The sequence below is a fragment of the uncultured Christiangramia sp. genome, assembly GCF_913046405.1.
GTDB lineage: Bacteria > Bacteroidota > Bacteroidia > Flavobacteriales > Flavobacteriaceae > Christiangramia > Christiangramia marina.
The window spans coordinates 1-14,881 of the sequence record NZ_CAJWRQ010000009.1 but is presented as its reverse complement, the minus strand read 5'-3'; the positions used below and the strand labels follow the sequence as shown (position 1 = coordinate 14,881).

Annotated in this window: 12 protein-coding genes and 1 tRNA gene; 11 read left to right on the top strand and 2 right to left on the bottom strand. The window is 41.9% G+C overall.

The annotated features are described in order from the left end of the window. Nucleotides 1–24: 24 nt before the first annotated feature. The 3 genes from QZ620_RS02245 (at nucleotide 25) to ald (ending at nucleotide 5,114) form a co-directional block, all read left to right on the top strand. Nucleotides 25–954, top strand: coding sequence for a 2-dehydropantoate 2-reductase (locus tag QZ620_RS02245; protein WP_295178634.1), 930 nt, complete (start codon nucleotides 25–27; stop codon nucleotides 952–954). 143 nt (nucleotides 955–1,097) lie between these two features. Continuing rightward, on the top strand, nucleotides 1,098–3,911 hold the full coding sequence (gene leuS / locus QZ620_RS02240) for a leucine--tRNA ligase (RefSeq protein WP_295178632.1): 2,814 nt from the start codon (nucleotides 1,098–1,100) through the stop codon (nucleotides 3,909–3,911). Between the two features lie 102 nt (nucleotides 3,912–4,013). Next, nucleotides 4,014–5,114: an alanine dehydrogenase gene (gene ald / locus QZ620_RS02235; RefSeq protein WP_295178630.1), complete on the top strand. Its 1,101-nt coding sequence runs from the start codon at nucleotides 4,014–4,016 to the stop codon at nucleotides 5,112–5,114. Here the strand turns inward: ald and rimM are convergent. Next, entirely contained in the window at nucleotides 5,111–5,638 is a 528-nt protein-coding gene (gene rimM, locus QZ620_RS02230) for a ribosome maturation factor RimM (RefSeq protein ID WP_295178628.1), read from the bottom strand. The genes ald and rimM overlap by 4 nt on opposite strands. Before the next feature lie 11 nt (nucleotides 5,639–5,649). Continuing rightward, nucleotides 5,650–6,246 carry a 30S ribosomal protein S16 gene (locus tag QZ620_RS02225; RefSeq protein WP_295178626.1) on the bottom strand — a complete coding sequence of 199 codons (597 nt, stop codon included), beginning with the start codon at nucleotides 6,244–6,246 and terminating at the stop codon, nucleotides 5,650–5,652. Nucleotides 6,247–6,507: 261 nt separating this feature from the next. On the opposite strand from QZ620_RS02225, the gene QZ620_RS02220 reads away from it, so the two are divergent. From QZ620_RS02220 to QZ620_RS02185, 8 genes are all read left to right on the top strand, one after another. Next, nucleotides 6,508–6,954 (top strand): PA2169 family four-helix-bundle protein, encoded by a 447-nt coding sequence (locus QZ620_RS02220; protein WP_295178735.1) that lies wholly within the window; start codon nucleotides 6,508–6,510, stop codon nucleotides 6,952–6,954. Between the two features lie 269 nt (nucleotides 6,955–7,223). After that, the gene (dnaE, locus tag QZ620_RS02215; RefSeq protein WP_295178623.1) at nucleotides 7,224–11,609 is read left to right on the top strand and encodes a DNA polymerase III subunit alpha; all 4,386 of its coding nucleotides are present in this window, start codon (nucleotides 7,224–7,226) and stop codon (nucleotides 11,607–11,609) included. 206 nt (nucleotides 11,610–11,815) lie between these two features. Beyond that, nucleotides 11,816–12,133, top strand: a complete 318-nt coding sequence (gene trxA, locus QZ620_RS02210) for a thioredoxin (protein WP_026914648.1) — start codon at nucleotides 11,816–11,818, stop codon at nucleotides 12,131–12,133. Between the two features lie 79 nt (nucleotides 12,134–12,212). After that, nucleotides 12,213–13,142, top strand: a complete 930-nt coding sequence (locus tag QZ620_RS02205; RefSeq protein ID WP_295178621.1) for a DUF58 domain-containing protein — start codon at nucleotides 12,213–12,215, stop codon at nucleotides 13,140–13,142. An 86-nt stretch (nucleotides 13,143–13,228) separates the two neighbouring features. After that, nucleotides 13,229–13,302, top strand: a tRNA-Asp gene (locus tag QZ620_RS02200). 268 nt (nucleotides 13,303–13,570) lie between these two features. After that, nucleotides 13,571–14,179: a GAF domain-containing protein gene (locus QZ620_RS02195; protein WP_295178619.1), complete on the top strand. Its 609-nt coding sequence runs from the start codon at nucleotides 13,571–13,573 to the stop codon at nucleotides 14,177–14,179. After that, the gene (locus tag QZ620_RS02190; protein WP_295178616.1) at nucleotides 14,145–14,564 is read left to right on the top strand and encodes an FKBP-type peptidyl-prolyl cis-trans isomerase; all 420 of its coding nucleotides are present in this window, start codon (nucleotides 14,145–14,147) and stop codon (nucleotides 14,562–14,564) included. The genes QZ620_RS02195 and QZ620_RS02190 overlap by 35 nt, the downstream gene beginning before the upstream one ends. A gap of 79 nt (nucleotides 14,565–14,643) precedes the next feature. Beyond that, nucleotides 14,644–14,881, top strand: a 238-nt coding sequence (locus QZ620_RS02185; RefSeq protein ID WP_295178613.1) for an SDR family oxidoreductase, incomplete at its 3' end; no start/stop codon positions are given.

The following is a 14,881-nucleotide window of genomic DNA, read 5'->3' as shown; positions in this document are numbered from 1 at the left end:
AGTACATTTGGGCAAAAGACGTTTATGAAAATCTTAGTTTACGGAGCAGGTGGAGTTGGCGGTTACTTTGGAGCGAGACTTGCAGAATCGGGTAACAAAGTGAGTTTTATCGCTCGTGGAGAACACATGCGGGCGATCAAGGAATCAGGCTTGCAGCTGGAAAGTATCAATGGAGATATTACTGTGCATCCAGAGTTGGTAACCAGTGATATTGATGAAGTTGAGACTCCAGATCTTATACTATTAGGAGTTAAAAGCTGGCAACTTCCAGAGGTCGCCTCAGAATTAAAAAAAAATATTTCCAAAGATACGATCGTGCTACCTTTACAGAATGGAGCTGATAATTATGAAAAACTCACCGAAATACTTCCGAAGGAAAACGTACTTGCGGGTTTATGTTTTATCGTGAGCTATATTGAAAAACCCGGGAAGATCAAGCACGCCTCTTTTGAGCCAAGGATCGTTTTTGGGGAAGCAGATAATAGCCAATCTGAAAGGATTTCGATGATCAGTAATTTATTTTCAGAAGCCAGGATCGATTTTCTCAATCCGGAAAATATTCAGCTGGAGATCTGGAAAAAGTTTCTTTTTATCTGCACCATCAGTGGAATTGGCGGACTTACCCGCGTAAGTATCGATAAGATTAGAAATAGTGCATACCTGTTTGATCTTATGAAACAAACTTCCGCAGAAATTAGATCAGTTGCTAATGCCAAAGATATTCCCTTGAATAATGAGCATATTGAAAAGGCCTTTCAGATCATCGAAAATCAGCCGGAAGGAACTACAGCTTCCACTCAAAGAGATATTATGGAGGGAAAACCTTCAGAAATCGAGAACTTTAATGGCTATATCGTTCGGGAAGGTGAGCGACTGGGAATTAAAACGCCGGTGAATAAAATGATCTATGAATGCCTGAAGCCCATGGAAGAGCAGGCGAGAAAAACCCTTTAAGTGTTCCTTGTTACCCTCAAAAAAGTCCTTTAAAATTGTATTTTTGCATCCGTATAAAAATGGCAGGAGAGATCCCGTCACCTGTGCTTTGGGGTTTTGAACTTCCCGGGCTGTTCATAAGAATTTAGTTAAGCAGATATCACATGAGTTACCACTTTAATAAGATTGAGGAAAAATGGCAGAAATACTGGGCGCAAAACCAGACTTTCAAGGCTACTAACAATACAGATAAACCAAAATATTATGTGCTGGATATGTTTCCTTATCCTTCTGGAGCCGGTTTACATGTAGGGCATCCGTTAGGGTATATTGCCAGTGATATCTATGCCCGATACAAGCGCCATAAGGGATTTAACGTATTGCATCCCCAGGGATATGATAGTTTTGGGCTTCCGGCAGAGCAGTACGCGATCCAGACGGGTCAGCATCCTGCGTTGACAACTCAAAATAACATTGCCCGTTACCGGGAGCAACTTGATAAGATCGGCTTTTCATTCGACTGGAGTCGCGAAGTGCGTACCAGTGAACCAGATTATTACAAATGGACACAGTGGATCTTTATCCAGTTATTCGAGAGCTGGTATGATCTGGAAGCTGAAAAGTCAAGACCGGTTTCTGAACTGGTGGATATTTTTTCTTCGGAAGGAAATACACGGGTTAATGCTGCCTGTGATGCTGATATTGCTGAATTCTCTGCGGAAGAATGGAATCGTTATTCTGAAGATGAAAAAGAACGAATTTTATTAAAATACAGGCTTACCTACCTCGCTGAAACTGAAGTGAACTGGTGTCCGCAACTGGGAACTGTTCTTGCTAATGATGAAATCGTAAATGGTGTTTCTGAAAGAGGAGGCTACCCGGTAATTCGTAAAAAAATGACTCAGTGGAGCATGAGAATTTCAGCTTTTGCTGAAAGATTGCTACAGGACCTAAATAAACTTGACTGGACCGAAAGTCTGAAGGAGAGTCAGCGTAATTGGATCGGGAAATCTGTAGGTGCCCAGGTTGCGTTCAAAGTAATGAACAGCGATGCAGAATTTGAAGTTTTCACTACAAGACCTGATACCATTTTTGGAGTCAATTTTATGACACTTGCTCCGGAACATGAGCTCGTATCTAAGATAACTACTGAAGATCGCAAGGAAGAAGTTGAAACTTATATTGAAGCTACGGCAAAAAGGAGTGAACGTGAGCGAATGGCAGATGTAAAGACCATTAGCGGTGCTTTCACTGGTGCGTATGCAGAACATCCTTTTACCAAAGAGCCTGTTCCAATCTGGATCGGGGATTATGTGCTGGCGGGATATGGAACCGGGGCGGTAATGGCCGTTCCTTGTGGAGACCAAAGAGATCATGATTTTGCGAGACATTTTGATCTCCCTATCACTAATATTTTCGAAGATGTAGATGTTTCCCAGGAAGCTTATGCGGGGAAAGAAGGAACAGTAATCGCAAACTCAGATTTTCTTAGCGGGCTGGAATATAAAGAAGCGCTGAACCGTGTAATTCTTGAGCTTGAAAAAACAGGTCAGGGTTATGGTATGACAAATTACAGGCTTAGAGATGCCGTCTTTAGCCGACAGAGATACTGGGGAGAGCCATTTCCTGTTTACTACGTGAATGGCCTGCCAAAAATGATAGACCTGGAGCACCTTCCATTGAGGTTACCAGAAGTGGAGAAGTATCTTCCTACTGAAACCGGTGAACCACCTCTGGGAAATGCCACCAACTGGGCATGGGATACTGAAAAAAACGAGGTAGTTTCTAATGATAAGATTAACAACTCCACAGTATTTCAGTTGGAATTGAATACCATGCCGGGATGGGCTGGAAGTAGCTGGTATCTTTTCAGATATATGGATGCCGGCAATCCTGATACTTTTGTTTCCGAAGAGGCACAGCAGTACTGGGAGAATGTGGATCTTTATATTGGTGGTAGCGAACATGCTACGGGTCATTTATTATATTCCAGATTCTGGACCAAATTTCTAAGCGATCGTGGGAGACTTACGGTAGAGGAGCCATTCAAGAAATTGATCAACCAGGGAATGATCCTGGGAACCAGTGCGTTTGTTTACAGGCTGGAAGGTGAGAATGTATTCATTTCAAGCACCCAGATCAAGGGAAACAACGTGCAGCCAATTCATGTAGATGTTTCGTTGGTAAATTCCTCAGATGAACTTGATGTAGAAGGTTTCAAAAAGTGGAGACCTGAATTTGTAGATGCTAAATTCGTGCTGGAAGATGGACGATATATTGTTGGAAGGGAAGTGGAGAAAATGTCGAAGTCTAAATACAATGTGGTGAATCCAGATGAGATTTGTGAACGATATGGTGCAGACACATTAAGAATGTATGAAATGTTCCTGGGGCCGCTCGAACAGGCAAAACCATGGAATACAGCGGGAATTACCGGTGTACATAATTTTCTGAAGAAATTCTGGAAGCTTTTCCATAATGAAGAGCAGTTCGTTATTACTAACGATAAAGCTTCAGCCGACTCTTTAAAAACACTACATAAAACCATTAAAAAAGTAACAGAGGATATTGAAGACTTCAGTTTCAATACTTCGGTTTCTACATTTATGATCTGTGTAAATGAGCTTACTGCTCAAAACTGTAACCAAAGGGAGGTACTTGAGCCTTTAACTGTCCTTATTGCACCATACGCACCTCACATTGCCGAAGAACTCTGGGAAAAACTTGGGAATGCTGAATCTATTACTACCGCGGAGTACCCGGAGTATGAAGAGAAGTTTCTTGTGGAGAGTACGAAGAACTACCCGGTTTCCTTTAATGGTAAGATGAGATTTACGATGGAATTACCTATGGATATGTCCAGAGAGGAAATTGAAAAGAATGTTCTCAACGATGACCGGACTAAAAATCAATTAGACGGATCTACCCCTAAGAAAGTGATAGTAGTTCCGGGTAAAATTGTAAATATCGTAATGTAAACCCCTTTAAATTATTGGATAGGGGTGTAAAATGTTATTTATAAATTTTTATACCCCTATTTTTATTTTCTTTTATATTTTTCGGAAATAAAATTATCTACCATGAAAATTGGAATTCCGAAGGAGATCAAAAACAATGAAAACAGGGTGGGCATGACACCTGCCGGAGTACTCGAACTTTCGAAAAATGGTCATGAGGTTTATGTACAATCAACTGCTGGAGATTCCAGTGGTTTTGATGATAAAGACTACCATGCTGCAGGTGCTATGATACTTCCATCCATAGACCGGGTTTACGAGGTTAGCGATATGATCGTAAAGGTCAAAGAACCGATCGAACAGGAATATGGTTTAATTAAAGAAGATCAGATAGTATTTACGTATTTTCATTTTGCTTCCAACCAGAATCTTACGGAGGCCATGATGCGTAGTAAATCTGTGTGTATAGCTTATGAAACGGTAGAGGATAAGGATGGTACATTGCCATTATTAACTCCCATGAGTGAGGTAGCAGGAAGGATGGCTATTCAGCAGGGAGCGAAATATCTTGAAAAACCTGTGCAGGGTAAAGGTTTGTTACTTGGTGGTGTGCCGGGTGTTCCGCCAGGTAAAGTGCTTGTCTTGGGTGCAGGTGTGGTTGGAATTCAAGCGGCGAAAATGGCAGCTGGATTAGGTGCACAGGTCACCGTTCTTGATGTGAACATGAATAAATTAAGGTATGTGAACGATATCATGCCTAGTCACGTGGTAACCGAATTCTCGAACGAATATAATATTAGGAAACACTTGAAAACCACAGATCTTGTGGTTGGTGGTGTGCTAATCACAGGCGCAAAAGCTCCAAAACTTGTTACCAGAGATATGCTGAAGACGATGCAACCAGGGGCGGTAATCGTGGATGTAGCGGTGGATCAGGGAGGTTGTATCGAAACCACGAGGCCTACTACGCATGAAGATCCTGCTTATATCATTAATGATATCGTACATTATTGTGTGGCAAACATGCCTGGAGCGGTGCCATATACTTCTACGCTTGCTTTAACGAATGTCACACTACCTTATATTCTCAAACTGGCAGATGCAGGTTGGGAAAAAGCATGTGATCATGATTCATTGCTTGCTAAGGGACTTAATATTGTAAAGGGAACTATCGTCTATGATCCAATACTGGAGGCGTTCGGATGGGATGAAACCTATGCTTAGTTAAGGTAAAGGTCAACCAGACCTTCAGGAGTGATAACTTTGATCTGCTTGTTCTTTTTGTCTACCTTTTCAATAAACTCATCGTTCATTGGAATCAGGATTTGTTTGCCATCCTTATCAATTTCGAACAGCGCCTGGGCTGTAGTATCGTTGATGGAAACAATCTTTCCAATATTCCCGTGTTGTTGATCGATAACATCAAAGCCAATGATCTCATGGAAATAGAATTTATCGTCGGGAAGCTGAGGTAATTGCTCAAGAGGCAGGTAGAGTTCTGCACCAATCATGTCTTCTGCATCCTGCTCGGTATCGATATCCTCGATCTTGGCTCTTAGAAGAGTACTTTTGTGGAGGTAAGATCTTTCAATAAAAAATGGAACCAGGTTTTCGTTGTATTCAACGAAAACCGATTCCATTTCTGTGTAAAGTTCAGGTTCGTCGGTGTCTAATTTAATAAGCACTTCGCCCTTAAAACTAAATTTTGCGACGATGCGCCCCAGGTAGAAACAATCTTCCTTAGTCATCGTCTACTGTTTTAAGCGTCTTTCTTATCCTCAGTATTAGCTTCTTCTGCAGTTGCAGCGCCCACTTCTTCTTCAGCAGCTTCGACAGTTGCGTCATCTGTAGCTTCTGCAGTTGCAGCAGCTTCAGCCTCAGCAGCCGCTTTCGTTTCAGCTTCAGCAGCTTCTCTGGCTTCAGCGTCACGTTTAGCGTTTACTTCTTTTTCAGCTTCTAAAGCTTTCGCTTTTTCAGCTTCCTGAGCTTTCGTCAAAGATTCTTTCTTTGCGTCAACTTTTCCTTCTTTCTCTTCCAGCCAGGCGTTGAATTTCTCTTCAGCCTGTTCTTCAGTTAAAGCACCTTTCTTAACTCCACCTGCAAGGTGTTTTTTAAGTAAAGCTCCTTTGTAAGAAAGAATTGCACGAGCAGTGTCAGTTGGCTGAGCACCGTTCTGTAACCATTTTACAGCTCCATCAACATCTAATTCGATAGTTGCAGGATTTGTGTTTGGATTGTAGATCCCTAATTTGTCAAGGAATTTACCATCTCTTTTAGCGCGGGTATCCGCTGCTACGATCCAGAAAAAAGGTTTTCCTTTTTTACCGTGTCTTTGTAATCTTATTTTTACTGGCATAAAAATTAAATTTTGGGGTTCTCGACCCCGATTATTAATAAGGCTGCAAAGATACTACATTTTTCTAATTCTGAATACTTTAGCTTTAGAATTTAAAATTGCTGATTCGGTGTGATAAAAGTTTCGATTTGGGAGTAATTTTCGTTAAAAAATGGGTTTGCTGTTAAAAGAGGTTAATTAGTGCTAAACCCTGTTAAATAGGTTGTTATCGCGGTTTGCTCAACATATCTTTGGGTAACTAATATGAAAAAAAATAAAGCAATGAGTTATTCAGAAAATGTATCTAAGAAACTTAATGAGTTACTAGAAAAGAATTATGACGCTGAGAAAGGATATAAACTGGCAGCTGAAAAAGTAAATAACCAACGATTAAAAAGTTTTTTCTCTGCTCGTGCACAGGAACGTTACGATTTTGGACATGAATTAAAATCTGAGATCAGCAACTTCGGAGAAGCTCCGGATAAAGGAACAAGTATCGCAGGTGATCTTCACCGTGGATGGATGAATTTAAAAGCTAGCTTATCTGGAGATAAAGATGAAGCAGTTCTTGAAGAAGCTATTCGTGGAGAAAAGGCAGCTGTAGAGGAATATGAAGAGATCCTTAAGGATTCTGAAATTCCTGCAAGTACTGGGAATGTTTTAATGAAGCAAAAGAATGCTATTGTAGCATCTCTTAATGAGGTTAAAGCTTTAGAAGATATCGCCTAATTAAAAATTAGATCAGAAATTAACCAATTTGATCTTTTAATATAATCAATGATGCGAACCATGTTTGATTGAAGTAGTAGTAGTTTTTTGTGTTCGTATCAGGCCTCACAGAATTTCTGAATTTTCAGGATTTTGTGAGGCTTTTTTAATGGTTAATAATTCCTTAAAACAAAGTTTTTTATCAGGCCTAAAGTTCATTAATTTAGCGCGGAAGGTTGGCAAAAACTAACCGCTTGAATATCTTCTTTTAAGGCTTTAAATACCAAGGAATGTACCTGATTTTTGACACTGAAACCACCGGTTTACCTAAGCGATGGGATGCCCCTTTAACCGATTCTGATAACTGGCCACGCTGTATACAGATCGCCTGGCAGTTGCATGATGAGATGGGTAATCTTATCGAAAATCAGGATTATCTCATTCAGCCAGAAGGATTTGATATTCCGTATGATTCTGAAAGAATTCATGGTATATCTACAGATCTGGCTAGAGAACAGGGAATTTCTTTGGATGAGGTGCTGGAGAAGTTCAATATCGCCATTCAGAAATCAAAGTTTATTGTTGGTCAGAATGTTGGTTTCGACCTGAATATCATGGGAGCTGAATTTATCAGAAGAAACTTTGATAATTCTCTTCAGGAAATGCCAGTTCTGGACACCTGTACAGAGAAAACCGCATCGCTTTGTGAGATTCCTGGAGGTCGTGGTGGTAAATTCAAACTACCAACTCTTACCGAGCTTCACGAATTTCTTTTCAACGAACCTTTTGCTGAAGCGCATAATGCTACTGCAGATGTTGAAGCTACTACCCGGTGTTTTCTAGAACTTATCAGGCAAAGGATCTATACGCTGGATGAGCTCGATGTACCTGCAGGCTATTTCGAAAACTTTTCCGAAGAGAATCCGGCGAGTATAGAGCTTATAGGTCTAAAGCATATCAACTTAAAGAAAGCTTCAGATAGGATAAGAAAAAGGCTGGAAAAACAGCATCCCACAGATGATATTTCCAATCAAGAAATTCAGGAGAACCTAGAGAAGCTGGATGAGATACGCTTTGCACATCTTCATAATCATTCACAGTTTTCGGTTTTACAATCGACTATAAGTATACCTGACCTCGTTGCTGCGGCTGCTGAAGAAGATATGAGTGCAGTTGCACTAACAGATCATGCAAACATGATGGGCGCCTTTCACTTCGTAAAGGAAGTTGGATCTTATAATAAAGGTGTAGCAGAACATAATGCCACGGCAGAAGAGAATGGCGAGGAACTGAGAAAGCCACTAAAAGCCATATTAGGATGTGAATTCTTCGTTTGTGAAAATCATTTAGATAATAGTAGAAAGGATAACGGGTATCAGGTGGTAATCCTTGCAAAGAACAAGAAGGGATACCATAACCTGGCAAAAATGTCTTCCAAGGCCTATACCGATGGCTTTTATTATGTACCTCGTATAGACAAGGAAGTAATTAAGGAATACAAAGAGGATCTGATCGTGCTTACTGGTAATCTATACGGTGAAGTTCCCAGTAAGATCCTGAATGTTGGGGAAAAACAGGCTGAAGAAGCTTTGTTATGGTGGAAGAAAGAATTCGGTGAGGATCTTTATATCGAATTGATGCGTCATGACCAGGAAGATGAGAACAGGGTGAATCCCGTACTTGTGGAATTTTCTAGAAAATACGAGGTAAAACTGATCGCTACCAACAATACCTATTACTGGAAACAGGAAGATGCCAATGCGCACGATATCTTATTGTGTGTAAAGGATGGTGAAAAGCAGGCTACGCCAATTGGCCGCGGAAGGGGTTATCGTTATGGCTTACCTAATACCGAATATTATTTCAAGTCTGGAAATGAAATGAAGCGGCTTTTCAAAGATCTTCCAGATGCCATTAGTAATATCCAGGAAATTGTAGATAAAATTGAGCCTTTTGAGCTGGCCAGAGACGTCTTACTTCCGGCATTTGAAATTCCTGAAGAATTTAAAAGCGAAGAGGATCTTGTAGATGGAGGGAAAAGAGGTGAAAACGCTTTTCTAAAGCATATTACTTTTGAAGGAGCTCGAAAGAGATATCCAGAGATCACCCCTGAGATTGAAGAACGACTTAACTTTGAGCTGTCGGTAATTGAAAATACCGGTTATCCAGGTTACTTCCTTATTGTAGAAGATTTTATCAGGGCTGCAAGGGCTATGGGAGTTTCGGTTGGACCTGGACGTGGATCTGCCGCGGGATCTGTAGTAGCATATTGTTTATGGATCACCAACATCGATCCTATCAAGTATGATTTACTTTTTGAGAGATTCCTGAATCCTGATCGTGTGAGTATGCCGGATATTGATATCGATTTTGATGATGAAGGTCGAAGCCGGGTGATGGATTATGTGATCGAAAAATATGGTGCGAACCAGGTGGCGCAGATCATTACCTACGGAACTATGGCGGCAAAATCCTCCATACGGGATACCGCGAGGGTGCTGGATCTTCCCCTTATGGATTCAGACAGGATTGCGAAACTTATTCCAAATACCAAGCTGGGGAAACTGTTTGCCATGGATGAGAAGACCATCCGGTCTAAATTTCGTGGAGATGAAATTGAAAAAATTAACGAGCTTTTAAATATTGCCGAAGGGGATGATCTGGAGGCAGAAACGGTAAACCAGGCTAGAATCCTGGAAGGCTCAGTTAGGAATACAGGAATACACGCCTGCGGGGTGATCATTACTCCCGGGGATATTACCAATTATGTGCCAGTTTCGGTGGCTAAAGATTCAGAACTTTATGTTACCCAGTTTGATAACTCGGTCGTTGAAAGTGCCGGACTGCTAAAAATGGACTTTTTGGGTCTGAAGACCCTTACTTTGATCAAGGATACGGTGAAAATCGTAAAGGGAAGGCATGATATAGACCTCGACCCGGATAGTTTTCCGCTTGATGATGAAGAAACCTATAAATTATTCCAGCGAGGAGAAACAGTCGGAATTTTCCAGTATGAATCACCGGGTATGCAAAAACACATGCAAGCCTTAAAGCCAACGGTTTTTGATGACCTTATCGCCATGAACGCTTTGTACCGACCGGGACCTATGGAGTATATCCCAAGTTTCATTGCAAGGAAGCATGGCGATGAAGAGATCTCCTATGACCTTCCGGAAATGGAAGAATACCTCGAGGAAACATACGGGATCACAGTGTACCAGGAGCAGGTGATGTTGCTTTCGCAAAAGCTGGCAGGATTTAGTAAAGGTGAAGCCGATATGCTGCGTAAAGCGATGGGTAAAAAACTCGTTGCTTTACTGGCGCAACTAAAGCCAAAATTCATAGATGGCGGGAATGCAAAAGGTCATCCTGCAGAGGTGTTGGAGAAGATATGGAAAGACTGGGAAGCCTTCGCTTCTTATGCTTTTAACAAATCTCACTCCACCTGTTATGCCTGGATCGCCTATCAAACCGCATATTTAAAAGCGCATTATCCTGCGGAATATATGGCAGCGGTACTCTCCAATAATATGAACGATATCAAACAGGTAACATTCTTTATGGAAGAGTGCAAAAGAATGAAACTGAATGTTCTTGGACCAGATGTAAATGAATCCTATTATAAATTCTCTGTAAATAAGGAAAATGCAGTGAGATTTGGAATGGGTGCGATCAAAGGAGTTGGTTCCGGTGCGGTAGCAACCATTGTTGAAAACAGGAAGTCTAAAGAAGGTCCTTACAGATCTATTTTCGACATGGCTAAAAGGATAGATCTACGATCTGCAAATAAAAAAGCTTTTGAAAATCTTGCCCTTGCGGGAGGATTTGATGGGTTTGGTGGCACGCACCGGGCGCAGTATTTTCATGACGATGGTAACGGAATGAGCTTCCTGGAAAAGGTGGTGAAGTATGCACAAAAATTCCAGGAGAGTCAGAATTCTTCTCAGGTAAGCCTGTTTGGGGAAGCTAGCGATGTTCAGATTCCCGAGCCGGAAGTTCCACCTTGTAGTGAATGGGGAACTATGGAGAAGCTACGAAGAGAAAAGGAAGTGGTGGGAATTTATATTTCCGGACATCCATTGGATGATTTTAGAATAGAAATGAGTTATTTCTGTAATGGAAAATTGTCAGATTGCAGGGAACTGGAAAGCATAGTAAATAGGGAACTCACTATTGGATGTGTGGTGGTCGATGTGCAGCACAGGGTCTCCAAGAATGGGAAAGGCTGGGCGATCTTTACGGTAGAAGATTACGAGGAGTCTTACGAGTTCAAAATATTTGGAGAAGAATATCTGCGTATGAAACATTTCTTTGTTCCTAATAACTTTATTCATCTTAAGATCTTTGTAAAAGAAGGCTGGACAAATAAGGATACCGGGAAAAAAGGAGAACCAAGAATACAGTTTCGGGATATTAGTTTGTTACATGATATCATGGATAAGAATGCAAAGAAACTAACAATTCAGCTGAATGTTCAGGATCTGAAAGCTGAAAAGATCGATTGGTTAAACGACACATTTAATACGCATAAAGGCGAATGTCAACTACAATTCATAGTTTATGACATGGCGGAGCAGGTGAAACTAAAAATGCGAAGCCGTAAACGTAAAGTGCAAATTTCGCAGGAACTTATCGAGGAATTGGAAAAGGAACAATTCATGTATAAGTTGAATTAGATTCGTAATTTGTGAATTATTTGAGCCAGCGATAGAGGCAAGCTACCCTGTAGCGCCGAAAGCGCGGTCACGCGACAAGCGTGAGGCTCCCTTATAAAACCAGACAATATACTCATAGTCAAATGCAATATAGAGGCTGTAAGGATTCTTTATATTATTGACTACTTTTACGAATCGAATGTTAAATAAATAAAATTAGAGATATTATGGCTATTGAAATAACCGACGCGAATTTCGAAGAACAAGTACTAAAGAGTGATAAACCGGTAATGGTGGACTTCTGGGCTGCATGGTGTGGACCTTGTAGAATGGTTGGGCCAATCATTGACGAGATAAGCTCTGAATATGATGGAAAAGCAGTTGTTGGTAAGCTTGATGTAGATGCAAACCAGGAATTTGCTGCAAAATATGGTGTTCGTAACATCCCAACTGTTCTTGTATTCCAAAACGGAGAAGTTGTAGGTCGCCAGGTAGGTGTTGCTCCAAAGCAAACTTACGCTGATGCTATCGACCAGTTGTTGTAATAGACAATGATTAATATATTCAAGCCTCGCAATAGCGGGGCTTTTTTTATTGAATAAAACTACCTAATTTCAGTCTGAAATGAAAATAGAGCAGGAGCTGCATAATATTGGAGGTTTTAGGAATCTCGACCTTTTGGCCAAGCAAGTGGTTGAAGGTTATATCTCAGGGATGCATAAAAGTCCGTTTCATGGTTTTTCTGCCGAGTTTGCAGAACATAAGATCTATAATAACGGGGAGAGTACCCGGCATATAGACTGGAAGTTGTTTGCGAAGTCTGAGAAACTGTATACGCGGCGATATGAAGAGGAGACAAACCTGCGTTGTCATCTTATTATTGACAATAGTGCCTCCATGCATTATCCTAAGATCGAAAAGCAGGACCGGCAGCACTTGAATAAGATTGGATTCTCTGTACTTGCTTCAGCCTGTCTTATGGAGATTCTAAAAAGACAGCGAGATGCTGTTGGAGTGAGTATTTACAGCGATGAATTTGAATTCTATGCTCCGGAAAGATCTGGGGAGCGACATCATCATATGTTGTTAAACAAGTTTGATGAGGTTCTAAGATCTGATAAGGTTCGAAGATCTACTGATACATATACTTATTTACATCAAATTGCAGAAAAGCTAAAGCGTAGAAGTCTTGTTTTTCTATTTACAGATATGTTTCAGGAAGATACCGATGAGAAGAAGCTGTTCGAAGCACTAAGGCATTTAAAATACAACAGGCATGAGATCGTTCTTTTCCATGTGATGGATCAAAAAAAGGAACTCGAATTCGATTTTGAGAACAGTCCGCGTAGATTCACCGATGTAGAAACGGGCGCTGAAATAGATCTTTATTCTGAAAATATTAGAAATACCTACCGCGAAGAGGTTAAAAAGTACCTCGAAAACTTAAAATCACAATGTGCCAAGTACCGGATTACCTATGTGGCTACAGATATCAATAAAAATTTTGAAAATATTTTGACGACCTATTTGCTTGAGAAACAAAAGTTTGGGTAGGACTCGAAATATTATTTTTAAAAAACTTAAAAAAACGTTTGCTCAATCTAAAAAGGGACGTATATTTGCCCTCGCAATAACGCAACGGTCTGGTAGTTCAGTTGGTTAGAATACCTGCCTGTCACGCAGGGGGTCGCGAGTTCGAGTCTCGTCCAGACCGCAAAGTTGCAAAAAAGCTCCTCTATACGGGGGGCTTTTTTTGGCGCTAAAGATTAGTTGTGTTGTTTTTGTTCCCTGAGAGGGGAATGTGTAGTTAACCGCCCTATAATCCTTGTTGTGTGGATTTGCGGTTAACCAATGAAAAGCTTTTTTCCACTTGGTGGGAGAAGGCTTTTTTGTTTTTAGGAACGTTCGTAATTCATCATGTTTGGTAATTCTAATAACATGGTCTGTAAGATTCATCTATCTTTGCAGCCGAAAATCTGGCTATGAGAATAACGAAAGCAGAGAGTCTTCAGCAGGAATACCTCAGGATAAAAAAATTAAGTGAGTTCGATCTTGATCTTTACGAATTACGAGACCAATTCAAAAGCTTGATGGAACTGGCCGGGCATATTGCCGGAACTGAAGTTTCTGTGGTAAACCTTATAGATAATTATTCGCAATGGACGCTCTCTGCTGTTGAGGACGAGCCTAAGCGTATTGCAAAAGAAGACTCTATTTGCGCCTATACGATAAGATCTAGCAGCTTTATGGAAGTGGAAAGGCTGGATCTTGATGATAGGTTTAAGAACAAAGCCTATGTTGTTGGAGTGGAGGCTTACCGCTATTACCTGGGAATGCCTCTTACGTTAAGTTCAGGGGAGAATGTAGGTTCGTTATGTATGCTAGACACCCGGCAGCAGGATATTGGATTAGAGAAGAAACAGGCACTTGCCGTCATAGCACGTGAAATTGTGTATAAGCTGGAACATAGAAAGAAGTTGAACGAAACTTTGCATACACTTTCAGAAACTGTTCGAATCAAGAACCAGATTGCGCACGATGTTAGAGGACCGGTTCATGGAATCGCGGGTCTCGGTGGCCGCGGATGGTGAACTGGAACTGGCGAACGCGTTCCTGGAGGCACAGGCCGGTCTCGACGGGGCGGAACGGACTGAGTCCGGGATCATCATCCAGGAAATGAATGTGGGAACCGGTGCCAACCCCGCGGCGGAGGACACGGTGTCCGTGCACTACCACGGGACGCTTCGAGACGGCACCGTCTTCGACAGTTCGGTCGACCGTGGCGAGCCCACGACCTTTCCGCTCACCGGGGTGATTCCTTGTTGGACCGAAGGCGTGCAGCGTATTGCCGTCGGCGGCAAGAGTCGGCTGGTCTGTCCTCCGGATCTCGCGTACGGTCCACAGGGACGGCCGGGGATCCCGGGCAACGCCGCGCTGGTGTTCGAAGTCGAGCTGCTGGAGATCGTCGAGAATTGACCTCCATTCAGATCACACGATTCGTGGGTGCTCGCCTCGCGCTTGACACGCGAGACCCGAAAATCGAAACTCGTCCGTCATGAGCGACGCGAAACCGCTGGCAGGAAAAACCGGTGTGGTGTTCGGAGTGGCGAACAAACGCAGTATCGCCTGGGCCATCGCCAAGGCATGGGCGGAAGCGGGAGCTACCCTGATCTTCAACTACCAAGGGGAACGGCTGAAGCGGAATGTCGAGCAGCTCGCTGGCACGTTCGGCGCCGACGTGCCGCTGTATCCGTGTGATGTCAGCAGCGATGAACAGATCGACTCGTTCTTCG